Source organism: Roseibium sp. 10G30-5 (assembly GCF_055809635.1).
Map to the genome: position 1 here is coordinate 277,132 of NZ_JBVVUH010000001.1, position 23,874 is coordinate 301,005.

The 23,874-nt window shown below is 57.4% G+C and carries 18 protein-coding genes and 5 pseudogenes; 14 read left to right on the forward strand and 9 right to left on the reverse strand.

Going from position 1 to position 23,874, the window contains the following annotated elements:
* Window positions 1–40: 40 nt before the first annotated feature.
* The 3 genes from AC0L7U_RS20295 to AC0L7U_RS20305 all read right to left on the reverse strand — a co-directional run bounded on the left by AC0L7U_RS20295 (window position 41) and on the right by AC0L7U_RS20305 (window position 2,420).
* Window positions 41–955 (reverse strand): ROK family protein, encoded by a 915-nt coding sequence (locus tag AC0L7U_RS20295; RefSeq protein ID WP_473696368.1) that lies wholly within the window; start codon window positions 953–955, stop codon window positions 41–43.
* A complete protein-coding gene (locus tag AC0L7U_RS20300) occupies window positions 933–1,298 on the reverse strand; it encodes a winged helix-turn-helix domain-containing protein (RefSeq protein ID WP_473696369.1) in 366 nt (121 codons plus the stop codon). Before AC0L7U_RS20300 ends, AC0L7U_RS20295 begins: the two co-directional genes overlap by 23 nt.
* A gap of 177 nt (window positions 1,299–1,475) precedes the next feature.
* On the reverse strand, window positions 1,476–2,420 hold the full coding sequence (locus tag AC0L7U_RS20305; RefSeq protein ID WP_473696370.1) for an AraC family transcriptional regulator: 945 nt from the start codon (window positions 2,418–2,420) through the stop codon (window positions 1,476–1,478).
* A gap of 102 nt (window positions 2,421–2,522) precedes the next feature.
* On the opposite strand from AC0L7U_RS20305, the gene AC0L7U_RS20310 reads away from it, so the two are divergent.
* From AC0L7U_RS20310 to AC0L7U_RS20320, 3 genes are all read left to right on the forward strand, one after another.
* On the forward strand, window positions 2,523–3,272 hold the full coding sequence (locus tag AC0L7U_RS20310) for an SDR family oxidoreductase (protein WP_473696372.1): 750 nt from the start codon (window positions 2,523–2,525) through the stop codon (window positions 3,270–3,272).
* Between the two features lie 153 nt (window positions 3,273–3,425).
* Entirely contained in the window at window positions 3,426–4,208 is a 783-nt protein-coding gene (locus AC0L7U_RS20315; RefSeq protein ID WP_473696374.1) for an SDR family NAD(P)-dependent oxidoreductase, read from the forward strand.
* A 10-nt stretch (window positions 4,209–4,218) separates the two neighbouring features.
* Window positions 4,219–4,890 (forward strand): TetR/AcrR family transcriptional regulator, encoded by a 672-nt coding sequence (locus AC0L7U_RS20320; RefSeq protein WP_473696376.1) that lies wholly within the window; start codon window positions 4,219–4,221, stop codon window positions 4,888–4,890.
* Between the two features lie 35 nt (window positions 4,891–4,925).
* Here AC0L7U_RS20320 and AC0L7U_RS20325 read toward each other — a convergent pair whose 3' ends face one another.
* The 3 genes and pseudogenes from AC0L7U_RS20325 to AC0L7U_RS20335 form a co-directional block, all read right to left on the reverse strand.
* Window positions 4,926–5,996: an AbrB family transcriptional regulator gene (locus AC0L7U_RS20325; protein ID WP_473696378.1), complete on the reverse strand. Its 1,071-nt coding sequence runs from the start codon at window positions 5,994–5,996 to the stop codon at window positions 4,926–4,928.
* Window positions 5,989–6,598, reverse strand: a pseudogene (locus AC0L7U_RS20330) (hydrolase). The gene AC0L7U_RS20325 and the pseudogene AC0L7U_RS20330 overlap by 8 nt, the downstream one beginning before the upstream one ends.
* Before the next feature lie 266 nt (window positions 6,599–6,864).
* Window positions 6,865–7,704: a GntR family transcriptional regulator gene (locus AC0L7U_RS20335; RefSeq protein WP_473696379.1), complete on the reverse strand. Its 840-nt coding sequence runs from the start codon at window positions 7,702–7,704 to the stop codon at window positions 6,865–6,867.
* Window positions 7,705–8,537: 833 nt separating this feature from the next.
* On the opposite strand from AC0L7U_RS20335, the pseudogene AC0L7U_RS20340 reads away from it, so the two are divergent.
* The 5 genes and pseudogenes from AC0L7U_RS20340 to kduD all read left to right on the forward strand — a co-directional run bounded on the left by AC0L7U_RS20340 (window position 8,538) and on the right by kduD (window position 13,117).
* Window positions 8,538–9,519 (forward strand): annotated as a pseudogene (locus AC0L7U_RS20340) (TRAP transporter substrate-binding protein).
* Window positions 9,520–9,592: 73 nt separating this feature from the next.
* Window positions 9,593–10,015, forward strand: a complete 423-nt coding sequence (locus AC0L7U_RS20345; protein WP_473696381.1) for a TRAP transporter small permease — start codon at window positions 9,593–9,595, stop codon at window positions 10,013–10,015.
* Window positions 10,016–10,108: 93 nt separating this feature from the next.
* A complete protein-coding gene (locus AC0L7U_RS20350) occupies window positions 10,109–11,389 on the forward strand; it encodes a TRAP transporter large permease (RefSeq protein WP_473696383.1) in 1,281 nt (426 codons plus the stop codon).
* Window positions 11,390–11,557: 168 nt separating this feature from the next.
* Window positions 11,558–12,388: a 5-dehydro-4-deoxy-D-glucuronate isomerase gene (gene kduI / locus AC0L7U_RS20355; protein ID WP_473696385.1), complete on the forward strand. Its 831-nt coding sequence runs from the start codon at window positions 11,558–11,560 to the stop codon at window positions 12,386–12,388.
* Window positions 12,385–13,117 (forward strand): annotated as a pseudogene (kduD, locus tag AC0L7U_RS20360) (2-dehydro-3-deoxy-D-gluconate 5-dehydrogenase KduD). The gene kduI and the pseudogene kduD overlap by 4 nt, the downstream one beginning before the upstream one ends.
* A 104-nt stretch (window positions 13,118–13,221) precedes the next feature.
* On the opposite strand, the gene AC0L7U_RS20365 reads toward kduD, so the two are convergent.
* The 3 genes and pseudogenes from AC0L7U_RS20365 to AC0L7U_RS20375 all read right to left on the reverse strand — a co-directional run bounded on the left by AC0L7U_RS20365 (window position 13,222) and on the right by AC0L7U_RS20375 (window position 17,782).
* Window positions 13,222–14,847: a carboxylesterase/lipase family protein gene (locus AC0L7U_RS20365; protein WP_473696387.1), complete on the reverse strand. Its 1,626-nt coding sequence runs from the start codon at window positions 14,845–14,847 to the stop codon at window positions 13,222–13,224.
* A gap of 165 nt (window positions 14,848–15,012) precedes the next feature.
* A pseudogene (locus AC0L7U_RS20370) lies at window positions 15,013–16,394 on the reverse strand (aminotransferase class III-fold pyridoxal phosphate-dependent enzyme).
* Between the two features lie 238 nt (window positions 16,395–16,632).
* Window positions 16,633–17,782: pseudogene (locus tag AC0L7U_RS20375) on the reverse strand (MFS transporter).
* A 329-nt stretch (window positions 17,783–18,111) separates the two neighbouring features.
* Here AC0L7U_RS20375 and AC0L7U_RS20380 point away from each other — a divergent pair.
* The 6 genes from AC0L7U_RS20380 (at window position 18,112) to AC0L7U_RS20405 (ending at window position 23,492) form a co-directional block, all read left to right on the forward strand.
* Entirely contained in the window at window positions 18,112–19,017 is a 906-nt protein-coding gene (locus tag AC0L7U_RS20380) for an AraC family ligand binding domain-containing protein (RefSeq protein ID WP_473696389.1), read from the forward strand.
* 84 nt (window positions 19,018–19,101) lie between these two features.
* Window positions 19,102–20,241, forward strand: coding sequence for a DSD1 family PLP-dependent enzyme (locus AC0L7U_RS20385; protein ID WP_473696391.1), 1,140 nt, complete (start codon window positions 19,102–19,104; stop codon window positions 20,239–20,241).
* Between the two features lie 741 nt (window positions 20,242–20,982).
* Entirely contained in the window at window positions 20,983–22,101 is a 1,119-nt protein-coding gene (locus tag AC0L7U_RS20390) for a GAF domain-containing protein (RefSeq protein WP_473696393.1), read from the forward strand.
* A 4-nt stretch (window positions 22,102–22,105) separates the two neighbouring features.
* Entirely contained in the window at window positions 22,106–22,387 is a 282-nt protein-coding gene (locus AC0L7U_RS20395; RefSeq protein ID WP_473696395.1) for a GAF domain-containing protein, read from the forward strand.
* Entirely contained in the window at window positions 22,384–22,875 is a 492-nt protein-coding gene (locus AC0L7U_RS20400) for an HWE histidine kinase domain-containing protein (RefSeq protein ID WP_473696397.1), read from the forward strand. Before AC0L7U_RS20395 ends, AC0L7U_RS20400 begins: the two co-directional genes overlap by 4 nt.
* Window positions 22,842–23,492: a response regulator gene (locus tag AC0L7U_RS20405; RefSeq protein WP_473696399.1), complete on the forward strand. Its 651-nt coding sequence runs from the start codon at window positions 22,842–22,844 to the stop codon at window positions 23,490–23,492. The genes AC0L7U_RS20400 and AC0L7U_RS20405 overlap by 34 nt, the downstream gene beginning before the upstream one ends.
* The last annotated feature ends 382 nt before the right edge of the window (window positions 23,493–23,874 follow it).

Below are 23,874 nucleotides of genomic sequence, written 5' to 3' on the forward strand. Positions count from 1 at the left end.
GACCAGAAAAAAGACTGATGCCCAAACGGGTTATAGTCCCTCAAAGTGCTGCGGCGTTCTCTGACTTATGGGAGGACGTCGCGGTCATCGCTGTTGCCGGATCAGTTGCCGCAGGCACCGGCAAATCAAGCGGTGCGCCGCCGAATTGCGGCGAGAATACCTGATTATACATACCGCTGAGTGCCAGAAATGTGGCTCCGGTGACCATGGCCTGAAGCCCAAGCGATCCCTGAACCAGATTGACCTTTCTCGCGGTGCGGCGGGCCAGTTGCTTGTCGGTCTCCTTGAAAACGGCTGGGATCAGGCCCAGAAGGCCGCCTATCACAATGACTTGCGGGTCAAACATGGCCTGCACGGACAGGGCCAGAAGGGCACTGAGTTCTGCGATGCGCCCGAGCGCGTCTTTCGCAGCAGGGTCCCCCGCGTTCAGCGCCGTGATGAAACTGCTGAGGGTTGCGGACGTGCCTGCGGGATCTTTGAAATCGATCAGTGCAGCATCCAGTCCAAGCGACCGTTCAAGCGCTCCACGCTCGATGGAATCTGCATGAAGGCTGTCCTGCCCGATGGGCAGATAGGAGACTTCACCGGCGGCGCCATTGGCCCCGCGCATCAGTTGGCCCCCTGCAACCAATCCAAGCCCGACCCCTGTCCCAAGCGACATATAGGCTGCATAGTCAGAGCCGCGCGCCTTTCCTTGCCAGCGCTCACCGATGATGGCGGCATTGACGTCATTCTCGACGGTGACTTCGCAGCCCAACCGGTCTTTCAGCACCTCCTGCAAGTCAATGCCCATCAACTCGCGCAGGTTCGGTGCAAGTGTCAGTTGTCGGGTGTCCGGGTTGATGACGCCTGGAGTGGCCAGACAGGCACTGCGCAAGGGGCGTCCTTCGGAGGCGCGGGTCACCAGATCACGAGCTTGTGCGATGATCTCATCAATCAGCGGCTTTGTCCGCATTTCTGACGTGCGCAATTCGCGCCTTGGCCAACGGACGGCCCAACACATCGGTCAAGGTCATCTTGAAGCGGTTTGCACCGACATCCATGCCCAGCACAGCCCCGGCAGAACTCTTGATTTCATAGACGATGGCGGAGCGGCCGGGGCGGCCGATGGTGGTGCCAATGTCGCGCACCCATCCGGCCCCTTCCAGAGATTTCATCACCTCTGATGTCGTCTGTTTGGACAGACCGGTATCTTTTGCCAGATCAGCGCGTGACCGCGGGCCTTGCTGCAAGATATTGATGACGGCACGAGTGGAGGGCTGACGTAATGTCGGAGAGGCTTTATCTTTTTGCGGCATTGCGCCCGGCACTCCTCGTCGTTTGGCACGATTGCAGCCGCCCGGTTTTTGATTGGGGGCGAGCCCAACCAAAAACCGGGCGGCTGCATCAGAATATTTCATGTCATATTACTCGGACGAAAGGCCATTGGCTACCAAGGCGACATGGGGCAAGCGTGCCGCTGTGAAAAATCCAGCTCAACCGATTTCACTGCTGGTCAGAAAAGGGTCTGGGGTTGGCCCTTTTACGGCCATCCGGCTGTACCGGGCCGGCGATACGCCGACATGACGGGTAAAGGCGGTGGTAAAGGTGCTGGCAGATCCATAGCCGGTGAGTGTGGCAATCTGATTGATGCCAACATCGCCGGCACGCAGGAGGCGTTGTGCCAGTGCCATGCGCCAGATCAACAGATACTCCATGGGCGGCAAGCCCAGAATGCGGTTGAAGCGGGCGAAAAAGGCCGAGCGGGACAGGGAGCCTTCTCTGGCGAGTTCGGCGATTGTCCAGGGATGGTCCGGGCGCGCGTGAAGCGCGCGCAACACGACCGAGAGTCGCTCATCGGCAAGGCCACGAACAAGGCCCGGCGCCGAGGTGGCGTCTTCTCCGCCGCGCAGTGCCTCAATGAGGAGCACCTCCAGTAGACGCTCCAAAATGAATTCCCGCCCGGGGCGTGCTGCTCGCGTTTCGTCGTCGAGCAATTTCATCAGGATGGCAAGCCTGTTTTCGCCGCGCACGACAACAATCTGAGGCAAAAGTTGTACAAGAAGAGCCGCATCCGGTGCACCGAAATGGCAGTGGCCGACCCTCATGCGGGACGACACGGGGGCGGTGTCCGGGCCGAGACGAAAATAGCCCGGCCGGAGTTCTCGAGGTGGGGGGCAGTTTCCGTCTGGTGGCGTGGCCGCGCTGGCAAGGCGCATGTCCTGTGTCGCGGGAACCAGCATGAAATCTCCACCGCGCAGGCAGATGGTCGGGTGTCCCTCAAATGTGACGTAGCATTCCCCCTCCAGCACCGCGCAGTAAAAAGGTTCGGCGGTCCCGACCAACGACAACGCCCATTGCCCTGCCCCTTCCCCTTCTTTTGAAAAGCGCACAGCCGGCTGCAGCAGCGTCACGATTTCAGCCAGCGTATCGATGGTCATTTACAGGACTTTCGCAAAAGAAATAGGGACTAAGAGCTATACTAAGTCCTAAATTCTTACCCTACCTTGAGGTCTGGTTCAATGCTCAAGGAGTTTACCAATATGTCTAGCGTTCTTATCACAGGCTGTTCGTCTGGTTTTGGTCTGGAAACGGCGAAACTTTTCCTCGCACGCGGGTGGGATGTGGTGGCCACCATGCGAAATGTGAATGCAGACGTGCTGCCGACATCGGATCGGTTGCGCATTCTGGCGCTTGATGTCGCTGATGCAGACAGTGTCGCCAAAGCGGTGGCCGAGGCTGGCCCGATTGATGTTCTTGTCAATAATGCCGGTTTTGGCGTGCTTGCCCCGATCGAACTGACCGATGTTGAGACAACCCGCGCATTGTTTGAGACCAATACGCTGGGAACGCTTGCCATGATGCAGGCTGTGCTGCCTGCCTTTCGAACCGCTCGGTCAGGCGTCATTATCAATGTGACCTCTTCGGTGACGCATATGACGTTGCCACTGGTTGGTCTGTACCGGGCAAGCAAGGCGGCGGTGAATGCCTTCACGGAGTGTTTGGCGCTTGAGATGGAGCCATTCGGCGTTCGTGTGCATCTGGTTCTACCCGGTCGTGCGCCCGGAACGCGGTTCGCAGAAAACGGACTTCCCCATTTGCGTGGACAGGACAACCCCGACTATGCGCCAATGATCGAAGGCATGATGAAGATGCTTCAGGACAGCGCAGGCCCCATGACGCACCCTGTCGATGTGGCCGAAGCGGTCTGGCGGGTTGCCACGGATCCGAAGGCCGACCTTGCAGTCACTGCCGGGGCAGACGTGGAAGAGCTGCTCTCCCCCAAGAAATGAGCTGACTAGCGCTGGATCAAATCACCTTCAACGCAGGCCGGGCGCGCAGTGCCGTTTGAGCGCGTCCGGCGATCCGGGATGAAATATTGTCTTCTTCTTGATTATGACCAACGGTCATTTTATATATTGACCACTGGTCATAAGGAGAGGGCGATGGATTTACGCGGCAAATGGGCTTTGGTCACCGGTGCATCCGGCGGTATGGGTGTGGAGTTCGCCTCTCTCCTTGCAGAGCGCGGTGCCAATCTTGTGCTTGCGGCGCGCAACCAGGATCGGTTGGACGCGGTGGCCTCAGATCTGCGCAACCGTTTTTCGGTGCAGGTGCAAATTGAGCGCAGTGACCTTGGTCAAGACAATGCCGCAGAAGCGCTCTTCGAAGCAATCCAGCGCGCAGGACTCTCGATCGACATCCTCATCAACAACGCGGGTCAGGGCGCGCATGGTGATTTCATTGCGCAATCATCGGAGGTCGTTGAGCGGATGCTTCACCTCAACATAACGAGCCTGACGGTGCTGACGCAGATATTTGCCCGCGATATGGCGCGTCGGGGCGGTGGTCACATACTCCTTGTCTCAAGCCTGACGGCCTATATGCCTGCGCCCACTTATGCGGCCTATGCCGCAAGCAAGGCCTATGTGCGCCATTTTGGCGAGGCATTACATGTCGAACTCAACTCGCAAAAAGTCACGGTAACCGTGCTGTCTCCGGGTCTGATGGACACTGGCTTTCTTAGCACTGCCGGACAGACCCCGAGCAAGGCGATGATCGCGTCGATGACGTCCCCGCGCATGGCGGCCGATGTTGGATTGAAGGCTTTGTTTTCCGGTCGTCAAAATGTTGTCTCCGGCCCCATGAACAAGGCGGTTGCGCTTGCCTCGCGCCTGATCCCCCGCCGGATGCAGACAATGCTCATGTTCAACGCCTTGAAGGGGTGAGCACAGCACGATGGTTCGTCACGCCCATGCAAAAAAGGATAAGGATGCGCGTCGAGACGACATTCTGTCCGCAGCCCTTGATCTGTTTCTGGAAGATACGCGGCGCTTTCCTGCGGTCGCCGCCATTGCCGCCAAGGCTGGCTTGGCAAAGGGAACGATCTATCTCTATTTCAAGACAAAGGAGCAGATCTTTACCGCACTGTTGTCGCGTGAGTGGCAGGTTCTGCTGTCTTGTGTCGAAGCGGAATTTCGCGACGGGAACAGGACGAAGGCGGACACTATCGCGGGCTTTATCAATGGGTTCGCCGATTTCCTGAACACCCATCCTTACTTTCTGCGACTTGACTCGCTCGGCTATGCCCTGCTTGAGGTGCATTTGTCGTCAGAGGCGTTTTGGCGGTTCAAAGGAGAGTTTTTCTCGACGCTGCTTCACACGGCGCAAGCGGTTGATGAGTGTCTCGGCCTTGACGCTGGCGAGGGTTTGCGGCGGCTGTTGCGCAGCTACGCCATGGCCAAGGGACTATGGCAAACACTTGATCTGCCCGAACGATGGCGCAAGGACGATCAGGTCAGGGATCATCCGCTGTCATCGTTCGACTTCGATACCGAGTTGCGAGTGACACTTCACGCGCTCTGGCGTGACGCGCTTGTTGTTCCTGCCGCCTCACAGTTCAGGCCCTGACGCGCCCTCGCCTGTCAAACGGACCGTCGAGGCTGTCAGGTGGTGCGCTTGCCTGATAGCACGCGCGCCAGCAGGGGACCGAAAATCAGCACAAGAAGAAACCGACAGACCTGCATGCTCATGATGAAGGGCAGATTGATACCCGGTGTTGCTGCAGCAATGATGGCGATAGAATCCGCGCCCCCCGGACTAGTGGCCAGAAAGGCCGTCAACGGATCAATACCGAGTGCAAAAATCAGCACACAGCCGATGGCCGCGCTGGTCAGGATAAGCGCGAAGATCGACGCCATGACCCGTGGAAACACCTTGGCCGCATGTGCAATGACGGCGCGGTCAAAGCGGAAACCGATGCCCCAACCCAGAATGATGTAGCAGATTGCCAGAAGCCACGGCGGCAGGGCTGCGTGCAATGTACCGCTGAGGTTAAGAGCCATGCCCAGCACCATCGGCACCAGCAGGGGGCCGCCCGGCACTTTCAGACGCCAGCCAAGCATCGAGCCGCCAAAGGCGACCGCCAGACCGCCCAGCAATTCCGGCGTTGAGAGCTGACCATACCAGTCTGTTGCAGGCATTGGCCCGGATGTATCGAGCAACAATCGGGCCAGCAGAGTGGCCAGAACGGCGCACACCAGAACGCGGGCGTATTGCATGAAGGCAACGAGGCGCATGTCGCCACCATAGGCCTCCGACATCAGCGTCATCACCGTGGCGGCCCCTGGAGACGATCCCCAGATTGCCGTCGTGCCCGGCAGCAAACCGGAGCGGCCAAGCAACCAGCCCAGCAGGCACGACATGACAATTACTGCCAGTGTTGCAAAGATGAAGATTGGCCAGTCCTTGGCCACCTCGGCAAAGATACTGGCGGGCAGATGACTGGCGATCATCGTGCCCGTGCCGCCCTGAGCCAGAATGAAAAGGATGCGCGACAGGCCCGGCTTCTGACCCGCAACGGTAAAGAGGATGCCGGCGATCATTGCCCCCAGCAGCGGAGCTGCCGGGATATGGACAAGTTCGAGCAGCCCAAACAGGACGGCCGAGGCCACCAACAGGCCGCCCCAGCGAAACAGCGTTTTCAGTCCGGAATCTGTCGACCCTTGTTCAGCCATGCAACTCGTCCATGTTCCGTGAAAGCCGACGCGTCAGGAAAATTGAACGTCGGCGCAGGTGATCACGCGCGCGATCTCGCGGCATGATCATCTTGATACTCATATCGTGCAGATCTTTCGTGAAGGTTGCGCAGGCATCTTCCACGGTCACGACATTGTAGTTCAGTTCCCATCCATGACGGACGGTGGATTCAACGCCCATGTTGGTGGCAATACCGGCCACCAGAATGGTGTCGATGCCACGACGGCGCAGCTCAAGGTCCAGATGGGTGCCGGTGAAGGCACCCCACTGGCGCTTCGTGACGCAAAGGTCCCCCGGTTGTTCCAGACCTTCGGCCAGTTCGGCAAAGGCATCTGGCAGCCCGCCCTCGGGGCGAGCAGGAGCCATGTCGACCAAGCCCTTTGGAGCGTTGCCGAAATCCTTTGACCAGGTGGACATTCACCAGAACCACCGGCGCACCCGCAGCGCGGAACTGGTCCGCCAGGGTCTTGCAGCGGGTCAGTACCTCATCAGAGGTGTAAGGCGCAGTGTCGTTGGCCAGAATGCCCTTTTGCAAATCGATCAGGACAAGGGCGGTTTTATGGGGGTCAAACTGGGTCATGAGCGTGCCTTTTGGGTGCGCAAAAAGAAAGGCCGACAACCTTGCCTGAGACGGTCTTGCAGGGTGTGACCATGGGAAGGACTTGGGTCAAGCCGGGCGTGTGCAGGCGCAATGTGCGCCAGCGTTTCATGCCCTGTCAACCCAGCGAAAAGCCTTGAAAAGTCAGCGATACGCGTCACCTGAAAAACACGTGTGCGCCGCAACGTCATTCGGCCAATCGGAGGCTTTAATTGGCCACTGGGACCAAAACGCGGAGCTGCTCGAAATCAGATCAATCTTGCCAGATCGAGATCGGGGACGTCATCCAGCTCCGTATCGAGAATGAAATAGTCGGGATAGGTTTCCAGCCCTTGATCGAAGAATTGTCGCAAGCGCGAGAGATGTTCGCCCATGGCCAGGCTGGAGGCCTTGCCGTCACGGCGCTCCAGCCCTTCGACAATGCTCAGATGCTCGCGTAACACCAGAGTGGTGCGGCCGTTTTCGCTCAGAGTGAGTTTGCGAAACCGGTCGACCTGCACCTTGATTTGTTCAATGTGCTGCCAGACGCCGGGCAGACCGGCCATCTCGGCAATGGTCTGATGAAACAGATCGTCCAACTCGTGAAATCGGTTGAACTGTCCGTTGCTCGCTGCGTGTCGCTGGGCATCCAATTGATCGCGCAGCCGGGCGAAATCCACGGCATTTGCCCGCTCGCAAGCCGAAGCGACATTCATTTCTTCCAACGCCCGTCGGGACAGAAGGGCTTCGGGCAGCGAGGAAATCGGAATGCGTCCGACATAGGACCCGGATTGCGGGACGACCTCGACCAGATGTTCCTTGGCCAGTCGCAGAATGGCTTCGCGCACAGGCGTGCGGCTGACGCCTTCCTGCAGGGCGATGACATTTTCGGAGACCGGTGTTCCTAGCAGCAGTTCCATCCGCACGATCTGGTTGCGCAACTTGCTGTGCAACTGATCGGCAATCGAACGATTGGTGCCCTGGATCCAGCGGGCTGGACCGGTGGGCGCTGCATTGGGCGCGCGTGTCCGTCGGCGTTTCTTCACCGGCTTGGCGCGGTCATCTTTCAGGTTATCGTCTCCTGAGGATGGAGCTTTCTGGAAGGTCATTCTGGTGGCCCTGCCCTTGCGGCGGAATAAAAAACAACGTGTGTGCGACAACCGGCGCCTTGAGGAAAGACAGCGGACTGCGACGCAAATCGCTTGTTTTCAAAAGGGTTCAAATGCATGGAAATCGCAGAGCGATCAAGGCTTAACCCCGCGGACCGCTACGGAATTCCGAGGACTCTTCGCACCATCTGGCGAGGATTTCCAAACGTCTGACCCCAGTGGTTCAATTGAATTCCTCCTAGCTCAAAGCCGGTCACCTGACAAGTCTGACAGGCCTTTAAAGGGATAGGTCGTCTGGATGAACGATCGTATCGTGTTGTTGATCGGGCAGAAAACCACGGCGTTTGGACAAAGATATTGCGGAAGCGCTGCGCCTCTGTCACGGTCCCGTGACCGGCGCGGCGACTGTGTTGGGATAAGGGCGGATCGCGCGCGTTGACTTAACTGCCACACTAGCATATTACTTTGCTTGATTGATAGGTTTGCCAGTCTGGAACGGCAAGATCCTCCGCCTCTCCTGAAGGGGAGAAGCCCAGTTCGGGCCGGGAGGGTCTGGAGTAGGACCGCCATCGTGCGGTCTTCGGGAAACCGTCAATCAACTCGACAGCATTATCGCCTGTCGAGGGCGGGCAGGAGGTCCGTCACTGTGGGGTCGGTCTCGCAATATGGGGCCGGGCCAATCGGGGCGCCAGGTTTCGTTGGTGGACGAGGCCGGGTTGCACGGAGGTTGTCCGGTTGATGTCAGCCGGGCTTGTTTCGAAACTTTGACACACCTGTGTTGGGGTTCAGGGAGGGGCTGTTGAGGCCCGTTCCGCTTCTGGGAGGAAGTTCTTATGAAGAATTTGAAGGTTCTGGCTGGTGCCCTCATGGCCGGCTTTGCAATGACCAGCATTGCATCCGCTTGCGAGACGACATTGCGCTCGTCTGATACGCATCCGGACGATTATCCGACGGTTTCTGCTGTCAAATACATGAGTAAAATCCTTGAAAAGAAGACCGATGGTCGTCTTTGTATCAAGGTCTTTCCGTCGTCGCAGCTCGGCGAGGAAAAAGACTCCATTGAGCAGACCAAGTTCGGTGTAATTGATCTCGACCGTGTGTCGATGGGCGTGTTTAACAACATCGTGCCGGAAACGAAGGTCACGACCCTGCCCTATATCTTCCGCTCGACCGAGCATGAGCATCACGTTCTGGACGGACCGATCGGCCATGAAATCCTGGATGCCTTCAAGCCTGCGGGTTTCATTGGCCTTGGCATTCTATGATTCCGGGTCACGCTCGTTCTACAACACCGAAAAGCCGATCCGGTCCATCAAGGACCTGAAGGGCATGAAGTTCCGCGTCATGCAGTCAGACATGTTCGTGGACATGATGAGCGCGCTTGGTGCCAACGCAACGCCAATGCCCTATGGCGAAGTCTATTCGTCACTGCAGACCGGCGTGATTGACGGTGCCGAAAACAACTGGCCGTCCTACGTCTCTTCCGGTCACTACCAGGTTGCCAAATACTACACCCTCGACCAGCATCTGATGGTGCCGGAAGTTCTGGTGATGTCTCAGGTGAGCTGGAACAAGCTGGACAAGAAAGACCAGGACGCCATCCGCGAAAGCGCCAAGGAATCCGTTCCTTACATGCGCAAGCTGTGGGCTGAAAAGTCTGCTGAAGATGAAAAGAAGGCCGTTGCCGCAGGTGTTCATGTCGTCAAGAACATTGACAAGGAGCCCTTCATCAAGGCGATGGACAGCGTCTACGCCAAGCAGGTGAAGTCCGACAAACTCAAGGATCTGGTCAAGCGTATCCGCGCGACCAAGTGATGAGCGTCCACCGCAGCCGGGTTCCCTCTTGATGAGGGGGCCCGGTTTCGGGGCCAGTCAAGTTAGCAGTCCCATGAAATCAGTTTCTGCCTTTCTGTCGATCGTGTCGCGCTACACGCTCTATCTGTCCGGAGCCGGTCTTGTCCTCATGACCGCCATCACCGGGGTTCAGGTGTTCTTTCGCTACGTCCTGAACAATTCGCTCGTCTGGAGCGAGCCGTTGTCCGTCATCCTGATGAGCTGGTTCATCCTGCTCGGGGCGGCCGCTGGCGTGCGCGAAGGCTATCACCTCAACTTCGATGTTCTGCTCTACGTTTTGTCCGAGCGTGCCCGCAACGTGCTGTTCACGATCTCCGATCTTGTGGTTGGGGCCTTTGGCTTCGGCATGGCCTTGGTTCGGCTGGCAGCTCATGATGGGCCAATGGGACATCATGCTGCCGTCGCTCGAAGTTTCGGGGGCGGTCAAATACATTCCTCTCGTTGCCGGGGGTATTGATCGATCTGTTTATTCTTGAACGTCTTGCACGACGTGCGGTCGGATTGCCGACCCGTCGGTTCGGAGACAATGCCGACGTGGTGGAAGGCTGATATGGACGCTTTTATTCTTTTCGGCACCTTTGCCGTACTTCTGATCATCGGAACGCCGGTGGCCTTCTGTCTGGGCGCTGCGTCCTTCGCCACCATTCTTTATCTTGGCTTGCCGCCCATCGTGGTGTTTCAGCGCCTGAATTCCGGCGTCTCGGTGATTACGCTGATGGCCATCCCGTTCTTCATCTATGCCGGGGAACTGATGGTGCGTGGCGACATTGCCCGCCGTCTGATCGCGTTGGCCGGGGCGATGGTTGGCCATCTGCGCGGGGGGCTTGGTCAGGTGAATATCGCGGCCTCTGTCATGTTCGGTGGCGTGTCCGGGTCGGCTGCCGCTGATGCCAGCGCCATTGGCGGGCTGATGGTGCCGCAGATGGTCAAGCGCGGTTATGATGCGTCCTATGGCGTCAATATTACAGTGGTGTCCTCGCTGATTGCGCTGATGCTGCCACCGTCACAGAACATGATCATCTATTCCATCTCGGCAGGCGGCAAGATTTCGATCGCCGATCTGTTCACCGCCGGTATCATTCCGGGGTTCGTGCTGGCTGCTACCTTGATGGTGACGGCCTGGATGGTGGCCCGCAAGCGCGATTATCCGACCGAGCCGTTTCCCGGCTGGCGCAAGTTTGCCTATTACTTCTTCAATGCAGTGCCAGGCATTCTGTTGATTGCAATCATCTTCGGCGGCGTCCGTTCCGGCGTCTTCACGGCCTCGGAAAGTTCTTGCATTGCTGTGCTTTATGCTCTGGCGGTAACGGTGTTTGCCTATCGGACCATGGGCTGGGCCGATTTTGTTGGTGCGACCATGGCGGCCGTCAAGACCACCGCAATGGTGCTCATGGTGATCGGCTCTGCGGGCGCCTTCGGCTGGTTGCTTGCGTATCTGCAAATTCCGTCGGAAATCGTCGGCTTCCTGAAAAGCGTTTCCAACGACAAGCTGGTGATCCTGCTGCTGATCAATGTGGCCTTGCTGATCCTCGGCACGTTCATGGATATGTCACCGCTGATCGTGATCACGACGCCGATCTTTCTGCCTGTGGCACAGGCCTTTGGCGTTGATCCGGTGCATTTCGGTGTGATCCTTATCCTGAACCTCGGCATTGGCCTGTGTACGCCGCCGGTTGGAACGATCCTGTTCGTCGGCTGTGCCGTGGGTAAGATCTCGGTCTGGGAATCGATCCGTACCATCTGGCCGTTCTACGGCGCGGCCTTCGTGACCTTGATGCTGGTCACATACATTCCAACCTTGTCGTTGTGGCTGCCGTCGCTGTTCCATTGAGCCGGCAGGTCCGCAGACGACTTCAAGCGAGAGACGGTGGCCCTCCCTGCCGCCTCTCCATCGGACCGAGGCATGGGCGAAAGGTGTTTTGCCCTGTCTCTTCGCACAATCGGTTGCGCTTGCGGCGCGACATGATTTTCAAGATTTCGAGAACAAAGGACTTTGCCAATGCTTACCGTAGAAACCCGCTATGCCATTGATCCGGAAACGGCTAAAGGGCTCGACACGGATGGCCTGCGGAATAATTTCCATATGGCCGGTCTGTTCCGCGAGGGCGAAATTCGCCTGACCTATACCCATTATGACCGAATGATCGTTGGTGCCGCTGTGCCGGCAGGCAAGAGCCTGACCCTTGATGAAGTCAAGGAAACCGGCACGCCGAGCGTTCTCGATCGCCGCGAAATGGCCGTGGTCAACATCGGTGACGAAGGCTCGGTGTCGGCGTCCAACGTCGATGAGACCTTTGAAATGAAGCGTGGCGATGTCGTTTATCTGCCGATGGGCGCAGGTGTCATCACCTTCGCAGGCAACGGTCGGTTCTACATCGTGTCGGCACCGGCACACCATGAATACCCGGCCCGTCTTATCCGCATCGAAGATGCTGCCAGTGTCCACCTGGGATCGCCGGACACCTCGAATGAGCGCACCATCTACCAGTTCGTTCACCCGACAGTGATGGAAAGCAATCAGCTTGTTGTCGGTTACACCAAGTTCCACAACGGCTCGGTCTGGAACACAATGCCTGCGCATCTGCATGATCGTCGCATGGAAGCTTATTGCTACTTCGATATGGAGCCGGACGCGCGCGTCTTCCACTTTATGGGAAAGCCGGATGAGACCCGTCATCTGGTGATCAAGAACGAAGAAGCCATTGTCTCCCCGCCCTGGTCGATCCATTGCGGCGCAGGCACAGGGAGCTATACCTTTATCTGGGCCATGGCAGGCGACAACGTCGACTACAAGGATGTTGAAATGGTTGCCATGGAGGACCTGCGGTGAGGTCTCCCTTCTCGCTTGAAGGCAAACGCGCGCTGGTGACCGGTGCCAATACAGGCATCGGTCAGGCTATCGCGCTTGCCATGGGTCGTGCCGGTGCGGAGGTTCTCTGCGCGGCACGGCGCGATTGTTCGCAAACCGTGTCGCAGTTGGCCAAGGGCCGCGAAGTCCGTGTCGATTTCGCCGATCCTATGGCGGCTGTGCCTCTCTTTGCCGATGAGCCGATCGACATTCTCGTCAATAACGCCGGGATTATTCGCCGTGCCGATGCGGTGGAATTCTCGGAAGCCGACTGGGATGATGTGGTCGATGTGAACATGAAGGCGGTGTTCTTCACCTGCCGGGCTTTTGCCAAGGCAGCATTGGCGCGTGGCACGGGTGGCAAGATCGTCAATATTGCATCGCTGCTGTCGTTTCAGGGAGGCATTCGCGTGCCGTCTTATACGGCCTCGAAGCACGGCGTTGCCGGTCTCACCAAGTTGATGGCGAACGAATGGGCGGCCAAGGGCATCAATGTGAATGCCATTGCGCCGGGCTATATTGAAACCAACAACACCGAGGCCCTGCAGCCAGGATCCTGATCGCAGCAAGGCGATTCTGGAGCGGATTCCGGCAGGGCGCTGGGGAGATGCAGCGGATATTGGCGAGACGGCCGTGTTCTTGTCTTCTCCCGCCGCCGCTTACATTCACGGGGCAGTGCTCAACGTGGATGGCGGCTGGATGGCCCGCTAAGTTTTCTAGTCTCGGATAAAAAAGAGCCGACCGTTTCAGAAACATTCTCGTTTCCTCAAACGGTCGGCTTTTTTCTGGAGGTGGGCCGGCTTGAACAGGCCGCCTTATTGCAGATCTTCTGGCTTGAGTGTCATGCCTTCGAGGGTGTCGAGCATCGGGTCCGACAGGTTGGCTCCGGCGAAAATACCGTTCATGCCTGCCATCAGTACCTTCTCGTGCTCGGTTTCCTTATAAAGCGGCCAGCTCACGCCGGTGCCCGTCGGGATGCCGGTTTTGGCGAAGGCCACCCAGCGATCCGCCAGTTCGCTTGACAGCGCTTGTGACCCGGCATCAGCATCCGGATCTGAGGCAATGTCGCCAAAGATATACGGCACTTCGTCGCGGTGATAGGCGCCCGGCTTGTCGGAACGGTCACTGGGACGAACCCAGTCAAACCGATAGACGAACACCGGCGAGCGACGCGATGCAGTGCGGGCGATGCGACGGGTATCCAGCCCGGCAAACAGTTCACTGGTGATCTGTTCGGCGCAGGCGCCGTCGCTTTGTGCGCCATATGTGTAGCAAAGGCTTTGCAGCTCTTTCCAATCTTCAGCCCCAACGTCCTTGGCAAAGTCAGACCAGTAAGACTTGCCGAAATAGCCGGTTTCCGCGCTGTTCCAACCAATGATCATCGGGATCGCCATGGCATCCTTCTCGGCGAAAGACTTGACGATGGTGTCCTTGACGACCTGCCCGTCAATGAAGGGCATGGTTTCATCCGGGGTGGTGTTCACATGCAGCAAGGCTTGTGCGGGCAGCGCCCGCATGTCGCCGAGGCCCGCGGCTCCAAGCTGCTCTTCAACCTTGCGAGAATCATCAATTGCCTGTTTGCGGCTGCGCACAGGCAGATCCAGCGCACCGGATTCGACAATGGCCTTTTGGAACAAGCCGCGCGCCAGTGGCGAGGTCATGAGATAAAGACTCGAAACGCCGCCGGAAGAGGCTCCAAACAGCGTGACATTGTTGGGATCCCCGCCAAATACGGCGATATTGTCCTTCACCCAATGCAACGCTGCGATGATGTCCATAAGGCCGTAATTGCCGTCAGCATGGTCGGATGCCTGCAATTTCGGGTCGGCGAAAGTGCCGAAAACGCCGAGACGATAATTCAGAGTGACGACAATGACGCCGCGTTTTGCCAGATTGTTGCCGTGATACAGCGACATGCTGCCTGAGCCATGGCGAAAGTCGCCGCCATGCACCCACACCATGACGGGCAAAGGCTTGGCCGTTACATCTGCAACCGGTGCAGCAGCGGTGCTGGTGGCTGAGGCGTCTGTCGCAACGTCACCGGCGGCAGCGCTTTTTGGCGCAATGCCATTGTGCGGACGCCAGATGTTCAGCGTCAGACAGTCTTCACTTTGCGGTTGTCCGGCAATGGCATTATCCGGTGCAGTCTTGGAGATTGTTTGCAGACAGACCGGGCCGAACGCCTGTGCGCTGCGGATGCCTTCCCACGCCTTTGGCGGTTGCGGGGGCATCCAGCGCAGGGGACCAAGTGGTGGTTGGGCATAAGGAATCCCACGAAAGACATCCAGACCCTTGTCGGTCGCAACACCTTTGAGACTGCCCTCTTTTGTTTTGACGACGGGGGCATCTTGCGCGAGAGCGGCAGACCCTGTCAGACACAGGCCGACTATGAGCACCAAAAGGGTGCCCAGGGCGCTCAATCGCGGGCTGGGGGCTGCCATCGTATAGGGTCCTCCTTGGGAGCCGGGGTGTGCCGTTCGAACTGTGGCACAAAGCTGCCCGCTTCTGCGGGCGATTTGTGTCCTACCTGTGACGGGCTTCGAAATATAGACGCTTTTAACATCCAGCAGAGGATTTTCCAGCTCTTTGAAGGAAACTCCTGCGGTTTAGCGATGTCTTCCGCTTGAGGAATGCCGGTCTGCCGCGCGTGTCAGCGCTTCATCGAGCGCGTTCAGGATTATGTGAACCTCGTTTTGCGTGATGACAAGAGGCGGCGAGAGAATGATGGTGCCGCCGGCCCTCCGGATCATGATGCCCGCTTTGAAGGCGATGTCCTGAACGTCACGGCCAAAGGCAATTGACACGGGAATGCGCGTTTCACGATCTTCGACCAGCTCGATTGCTGCCATCAGTCCCTGTCCGCGCACATCTCCGATCACTTCGTGTCTGTCTTGCAATTCTTGCAGGCCTTGCAACAATTCCTCGCCGCGCACTCTGGCGTTGTTGGCAAGATTGAGCCGCCGTGTCTCAGACAAGGCGGCCAGCGCTGCCGCCGCGCCGACCGGATGCCCGGACGACGTGTATCCGTGGCCAATGGCGCCGCGACTGTCGGTGTTTGCTTCAAAGGCCTGGGCGATCTGATCGCTGATCATCACGGCACCAAGTGGAAAATACCCGCTGGTCAGCGCCTTGGCTGTCGCCATCAGGTCCGGTGTAACGGACCACAGCCGCGACCCGCTCCAGGCTCCTGTGCGACCAAAGGCGGTCACCACCTCGTCGGCAATCAACAGAATGCCGTGGTTGTCGCAGATCCGGCGCAACAGAGGCAGAAGACTTTCGTGTGGCACCAGAACGCCGCCTGCCCCGAAAACCGGTTCGATGATCAGCGCAGCAATGGTATCGGCGCCTTGCAAGGCAATTTCGTCTTCCAGTGACTGCGCAATCACCGAGGCCAGGGCAGCAGGGTTTTCGATGCGAAAGGGATTGCGGTAGGTGTCGGGAGCCATCAGGTGAATAACACCGGGCAGCAATGGCTCATAATTGCGGCGAAAGCCGATGTTGCCATTGACCGAGGCCCCGCCGAAATGCGTGCCGTGATAGCCGCGCTTGAAGGCGATGAACTTGGTACGTTCTGGCTGACCAGCGAGCTTGTGATACTGACGCGCCAGTCGCAAACAGGTCTCTACGGAATCCGACCCACCTGAGGTCAGAAACGACCGGGTCAGGCCGTCGTCTGCGAACCATGCAGCCAACTCGCTTGACAGCTCGATCAGCGGCATCGTGGTGGTGTTGTCCAGCGCCGTGTAGAAAGGCAGGACGTCGAGCTGGCGCGCCATAGCGTCCTTGATCGGCTGACAGGAATAGCCAAGATTGACGTTCCACAGCCCTGCAACGGCATCCAGAACCGTGTGGCCATCTATATCGGTGATCATATTTCCCGACGCTGAAGCAATGATGCGGGGGGATGATCCTGGGTTTGGGCCGGATGCGCCATTGGATGCCAGACATGGCGGGCGTTCTGATCTCGGAAAAAGTCGTTATCACGCAAAAGTTGTCCTCCCTTGGAATGGCGCGCAATGCTCTTTCGCACATTCCAAGTGTCCTGACTACCGGGGCAAAGGGGCGCTGTCAAAGAGCAAACGATCACATTCAGGGCAGACATGAAACACCCCAGCCGCAGCGATCACTGCGACTGGGGGTTGTACTCCCGACGTGGCTTTCAAGCTCTGCTAAGGCGAAGCGGTTTCACACCGGCTGGGGGGCTCAGAGGCAAGGTGTGGCTGGCGTCAGGAGTGTGCCGGGCGCAAGTTTGGAAGGAACACGGTCAGCAGCCCGAAGGCAGGCAGATAGGAACAGACATGATAGACGAACTGAATGCTCGTCATGTCGGCCACTTCGCCCAGAACAGCCGCGCCAATGCCGCCCACGCCAAAGGCAAATCCGAAGAAAATACCACCAATGAAGCCCACTTTGTCGGGCATCAATTCTTGTGCAAAGACGATGATGGCCGAGAAGGCCGAGGCTAAGGACCACGCCGATAATTACGGTGAGGATCGCCGTCCAGAACAGGTTGGCATAGGGCAGCGCCAGCGTGAATGGCAGCACGCCAAGGATGGACACCCAGATGACTGCCTTGCGGCCGATACGGTCACCAACCGGGCCACCAATGATCGTGCCGGCAGCAACGGCTGCCAGGAACAGGAACAGCAACATCTGTGACTGGCGAATGGATACGTGGAACGTCTGGATCAGGTAGAAGGTATAATAGCTCGAAAGGCTGGCCAGATAGACGTATTTGGAAAACACCAGCAGACCAAGCACCAGCAGTGTGATGATGATGCGGCCCCTGGGCAGATCCGGGGCGGCATGAATGGCAACACGCTTGGACCCGGAGCGGCGTTGTTCGGCATACCAGTTGCCCACCCGCCACAAGACGACCATGGCGACCATGGCAGCGAAGGAGAACCACGCAACACTGGACTGGCCATGCGGCAAAACGATGAGAGCCGCCAGAATAGGACCAAGCGATGTGCCGAAGTTGCCACCAACCTGAAACAGCGACTGCGCCAGACCGTGACGCCCGCCGGAGGCAATACGGGCCACGCGGGTGGATTCCGGATGAAAGATCGAAGATCCCATGCCGATCAGCGCACTGGCGACAAGCAGCAGCGTGAAACTATGTGCATAGGCCAGCAGGATCAGGCCGAAGAAGGTGAACCCCATCGCCGTTGCCAACGAGTAAGGCTTGGGATGTTTGTCTGTATAGATGCCGACGAGCGGTTGCAGCAGTGACGCCGTGAATTGGAATGTCAGCGTCAGCAGGCCGATCTGGCCAAAATCGAGGGCATAGGTTTCTTTCAAAAGCGGATAAAGGCCAATCAGCATGGACTGCATCATGTCGTTGAGCATGTGGCAGAAACTGATAGCGCCGATAATGGCAAAGGCGGTGCCGGTCGCAGACGGAGGCGGGGTGCGCGTGGCAGTGACATTGCTCACGAGGAGGTCCTTTCCGGACGGGCCTGTTTTCGGTAGATCGTGCTTGGCACACCGGGATTCGGTGGAAGCATGAACGGTCCGGGCCCTCCATAAAGAAGACCGGGACGCACACCAAAACAGGCGAGGCTGAAGATGATGGCGTGAGCAGTCTCCGGGGTGTCTCCAGTCAAGCTGGACCGGGCGAGCTGCTTAGCTTGATCTTGTTTTAGGCAAGCATTGCGTGATAATCTCGCGCTTGAATATCAACTATCGTCGCGAACGGATCAAAGATGGACACGAAGGTCTACGTCGTCACCGATCACATCAAGATCCTGTCCCGGGATGATCCCTTGCGTTACGAAACGCAGCCGCATTCCCATGTTGAAGGGCAGTTGCTGTATGCCATTCGTGGTGTTGTCTCGCTGACCACTGAGAAAGGTACATGGTTTGCCCCGCCGCATCGCGCCGTATGGGTGCCTGGCGGGCTGGAGCACATCACCAGTTCGCTGGCTGGAATTCAGCTTCGCTCGGTCAAGGTTGCGCCGCCCGCCCTTGCCGGTTTGCCGCAGGAGCCGATGGTAGCGGAAGTGTCGCCTTTGTTGCGAGAGATCATCCTGAAGATGGTCGAGGTCAGTCAGTCGCCGGGCGATGCGGGTTATACATCTGCGTTGACGACCTTGCTTTTGAAGGAATTGGCCTTTTTGCCCTCGGTTCCGCTCAATCTGCCGACGCCCAATCACACCGAGTTGGCCGCGCTGTGCAGATCTTTTCGCGCGGCCCCTGCCGAAGATATTGCGCTGGAGGATGGCGCCCGCCGGCTTCATATGAGCCGTGCCAGTTTCATTCGTCTTTTCCAACGGGAAACCGGCATGAGTTTCGGGCGCTGGAAGCAACAGGCCCGGCTGATGAGTGCTGTGCCCCTGCTGGCAGAGGGGCGTTCGGTGCTTTCCGTTGCCCTGGACTGCGGGTATAGCAGCCCAAGCGCCTTCGCCAATGCCTTTCACAAATCTCTCGGGCACACGCCGAGCAGCTATTTCTCATCAACACGATCATCGCCATCGCAGCAGGAGCATCCGGGTGTGTCGCCGATGATGCCTTCGCTTGTCGTGGGGGGAAATTCGGAATGCCCGGCTTTTCCGGATACCTCGGAAAATACCGCTAGGGCAGCGAGAGGGACGGTTAAACAGTTTTCTTAAATGGCTGATTTTACGTATATACTTGGTCAAACTTCTGCTTAGTTTGCCGCCGAAATCTGCCACCCCGAGAGAACAGGACTGCCTATGTCTCATTCGCTTTTTGATCGACTTGATACCCCATCCCTGGTTCTCGATGAACATAAGATGCTGGCCAATATTGCCCGCTTGAAGAATCACATCCAGGTTATGGGAGCGACGCTGCGACCGCACCTGAAGACCGCCAAGTCGATTGACGTTGCGCGACACCTTCTTGAGGGCGGGAATGGGCCGGCCACCGTCTCCACCCTGGCGGAAGCAGAGTATTTTGCCGCAGCCGGGGTGCAGGACATTCTCTATGCCGTCGGCATTGCCCCGCAGAAATTGCCGCGGGTGGCCGCAATTCGGGCCGCAGGCTGCGATCTGTCGATTATTCTGGATTCCATGGCGCAGGCAGAAGCGGTGATTGCTGCCAATGACACAGATACCCCTTTTGCTGTGTTGATTGAGATTGATTGCGATGGGCATCGAGGTGGGCTTAAAGCGAACGATCCGGCGTTGGTTGCGATCGCCCGTCGCCTTCATGAGGCTGGCGTGTCGCTGCGCGGTGTGCTGACACACGCCGGTGAAAGCTACGGTGTGTCTGGTGTTGAGGCGCATGCCGCTTTTGCCGAGCAGGAACGTGCCGCCATTGTTGCTGCCGCAGAGGCTGTGCGGGCAGCGGGTCTACCCTGCCCCATTGTCAGCATGGGCTCAACGCCAACAGCCCATGCCGTGCGGGATCTGACCGGGGTGACGGAAGTCCGCGCCGGAGTCTATGTCTTCTTCGATCTGGTGATGGCCGGCATTGGCGTGTGCCAACCGGAAGACATTGCCACCTCGGTACTGACGACGGTAATCGGTGTGCAAGAGGATAAGGGCTGGATCCTTGTCGATGCGGGATGGATGGCAATGTCGCGGGATCGTGGCACGGCCAATCAGGCCATCGATCAGGGCTATGGTCTTGTGTGTGACGAAGACGGCACGATCGTTCCGGATCTGATCATGATCGGCGCCAATCAAGAGCACGGTATTCTGGCTTTGCGCGAGGGCGCATCCGGATCGGTGCCGGTTCTTGACGTCGGTGCACGCTTGCGCATCCTGCCCAACCATGCTTGTGCGACGGCAGCACAGTTCCCATGTTATCAAGTGGTTATGGGGAGTGAGGCGACAACGCTGGAGACTTGGCCACGTCTGTCGGGGTGGTGAAAACGCCCGTTGGTTGCCATCCTCTCTAACGATTGGGTGCGTCTTTGACCGTTCCGATCGGTCTTCGGTCGTGAGTGCTGATCTGGAAGAGAGGCACATATCAAACCAGAAAGACCAAGAGCCGGTAATTTGTGATCCCAAATGAGTTGACTTTGTCAGGGTTCCGAATTTTTGTGTCCATATTGGAGAAATTCAACCATAGGATACTTGTCGCACTGCAAAAAAGCAGCTTATTGTTTCTGAGCTGCAACTCTCCATTGAAGGGTCGGCCAATGCCCGTTCTGACGCGCGTCCGTTTGATGTCTGGTGCTCTTGTCGAATGTCGTGAGGGTGTGAAGCCTTTTGGTGGACCGTCGACGTGCAGGGTACCGAAAGCTCTTTCTGGTATTCGCGGCGGTTCTGTTTTGGGTATGCGCGCTAATAAAGACTGATGTCTTGTCGTCTCGCCTCCACGGCGTATGACTTTCTCCGGGTCCCTGACGGAGGATAAACAGTCTCTGCCCGAAGATGTTTCCATGCGATGCAGGTGTACAATCTGCATGTCTACCGTATATGAAGACTGAGAACAAAAAATACTGCCAGAAATCTGGCCGTGAAAAAGATCACATGTCTGGAGATTCACTCGTTTACTCGTCTCTCCTCTTAGTTAAATCCGCGATTTTTTAACAAAATCGTAGACAATGCCGATTTTTTACGCCCTCGGCCATAGAATGGGCAAAATAAGTTGGAACGTCGTGCCCCATGAATAACCTTGATCTTACAGGCTGTGACCGAGAGCCTATCCATTTGCTGGGAAGCATTCAGTCTTTTGGCTGTCTCTTCGCCCTGACATCTGACTGGCTGATCGCACATGTCAGTGAAAACTGTGATCGCTTCACAGGGAGAAAAGCCGAAGCGCTGCTGGGGACGCCAGCAGATGCTGTGTTCAGTTCCAATGCCATTCACGATCTGCGCACGCGGCTTCAGCTCTTGCAGGGCGAGCCGGAAACAGAACGCCTTTTTGCAGTCGACCTGTTCGCTGATGACCGCCAGTTCGACGTAGCGGTTCATCTGTCGGATGGGCTGATCATACTTGAATTCGAGCTGACCATTCGAGGGCGCGGCATTGATCCGATCTCGCAGGTGCGCTCGATGATGAACCGTCTGAGCCCCGCCCAAACCGTTGATGATTACATCAAGCAGGCCGCGCGTCAGGTGCGCGGCGTGACGGATTTTGATCGCGTGATGGTCTACCGGTTTCTGGAAGATGGCAGCGGCGAAGTTGTTGCGGAAGCACGCGCGCCCAACATCGAAAGTTATCTGGGCCTTCGTTATCCGGCGTCTGATATTCCCAAGCAGGCTCGTGAGCTTTATCTGAAGAACCGCTTTCGCATTATCAGTGATGTCAATGATGTGCCCTCGCCGCTGGTGCCGCAGACCGACACAGAAGGCAACCCGGTTGATCTGTCCTTGAGCGTGCTGCGGTCTGTTTCACCTGTTCATATTCAATATCTGCGTAACATGGGCGTTGGTGCCTCTCTGTCAATTTCCATTATCGTTGGTGGCAAATTGTGGGGCATGTTCGCCTGCCACCATTACGGACCAAAGCTGATGGGTTTTGACCGGCGTACGGTGGCCGAGTTGTTTGCCCAGATGTTCTCGCTTGAGCTGGCACGACGCGAAAGCGAAGAGCTGTTTGATCTTGAGCGGCGCGCCCGTGCGGTGCACGAGCGGGTTATGGCCGGGATTTCGATGCATGGCAGTGTGTTCCAGAATCTTTCAGCCTATCTGGATGCCTTCCGCAATATCGTTGCTTGCGACGGGGTCGGCCTTTGGGTCGACGGTCAGTTCAGCCTGGGAGGGTTTTGCAGCTTCTCATAGCGATATGCAGAAGCTCCTGCCAGTGTTGAACCGCAGCGGGGCAAGTCGTGTCTTTCGGTCTCATCGGGTGAAGTCTCTGCTGCCATCGGGCAGCACTCTGGACGGACCTGTCGGTGGTATTCTCGCCATCCCGGTGTCGCGCACCCCGCGAGATTATCTGATTTTCTTCCGCAAGGAGTTGACCCAGACAGTGGTCTGGGCGGGGAACCCGGACAAAAGCGCTGCGGAGACGTCAGAGACCGGACAGTTGACACCGCGCAAGAGCTTCGAGGCACTGGAAGGTTGAAGTTCGCGATATGTCTGATCCGTGGAATCACCGTGATGTGGCATTGGGCGAGATCCCTGCGGGTGACCCTGCTCGAAGTGATTTTGAGATCGCTTGACGAAGGATCCCGCCTGCGGCAGAGCGCACATGAAAAGCAGGAATTGCTGATCAGTGAGTTGAACCACCGGGTGCGCAATATTCTGACTTTGATCCGGGGTGTCGTGTCGCAAACGTCGAAGACGGCCGCCTCGCTAGATGAAATGACGGATATTCTGAGCGGACGCATCAATGCCCTTGCGCGGGCTCATGATCAGATCACTGAAGACAATTGGTCGCCTGGCTCGTTCCGCAAGTTGTTGAATCGGGAAATTCACGCCTATGTCGGCGATGGGGTCGCGGATCGAGTCACCATTGAGGGGCCTGATGTGCAGGTAACACCTCAGGCTTTTTCGACCTGGCGTTGGTGTTTCACGAGATGGTCACCAACTGCGCCAAATATGGTGCGTTGAGTGTCCCGGACGGGCGTTTGTCGATCTCGTGGCGGCTTGGCGATATGGGCCAGTTGCGCATCGAATGGGTGGAAGCTGGCGGGCCAATGGTCGAAGTGCCCAAGCATCGCGGGTTCGGCTCGACGATCATTGAACGCTCAATTCCCTTTGAGTTGAAGGGAAGTGCGGATCTCGAATTTGCCGTGTCTGGGCTGCGCGCGGTCTTCAATCTCCCGTCGCTGCATTTCTCCTTTGCCGAGGACGAGGAAACGGACGAGAAGATCGCGGCACGGGTCGTAGAAGATGTCGATTTCGATGGCAGCGGCAAAACCGCTATGCTCGTCGAGGACAATGCCATCATCGCACTGGATGCAGAAGATATGCTGACAGGTATGGGCTTTGACTCGGTGCTTGTGGTGGATTCCGTTTCCAAGGCCCTTGGCTTGTTGCAGACCAACAAGGTTGACGTTGCCGTGTTGGATATTTCGCTTGGCGAGGAAACCAGTATTGCCATTGGGGAGCGGCTGCTCCAGATGGAAATTCCCTTCATGTTTGCCAGCGGCTACGGCGAGGCGGCTGAAATGCCCGATTCACATAGCCGATGTGACCGTACTGACAAAACCCTATGCCGAAGATAGCGTGAAGGCGGAGCTGGCACGCCTCCTGTAAGGCGGAGTCGTATCTGCCTTTTCATCGTTGGTCTGAAGGCCGCACGTGGCTTGGGCTCTGTGTTTTGGGGACCGGAACAAGCCTCTGCGTCTTGCAGGTTTCGAGTGGAATAGTGGGCGAAATTTCGTCTATGCCTTTGAGGGAAAGACAGAATCGGACAAGAGCCTCTCTTGACCATTCATCTTAATTGCTAAGAAATCTGGCCGGTTTAAGAGATTTCCGCATTTTAGGCGATTTTTGCTAAAATGCGGAATAAGTCATAAAAACAGTTGCTTATCGCCTTTCCTTAAGACTGGTTAACAGGCGTTAACTTTAAAAGAATTGACGTGCCTGCCTGTATTGACGAATTAT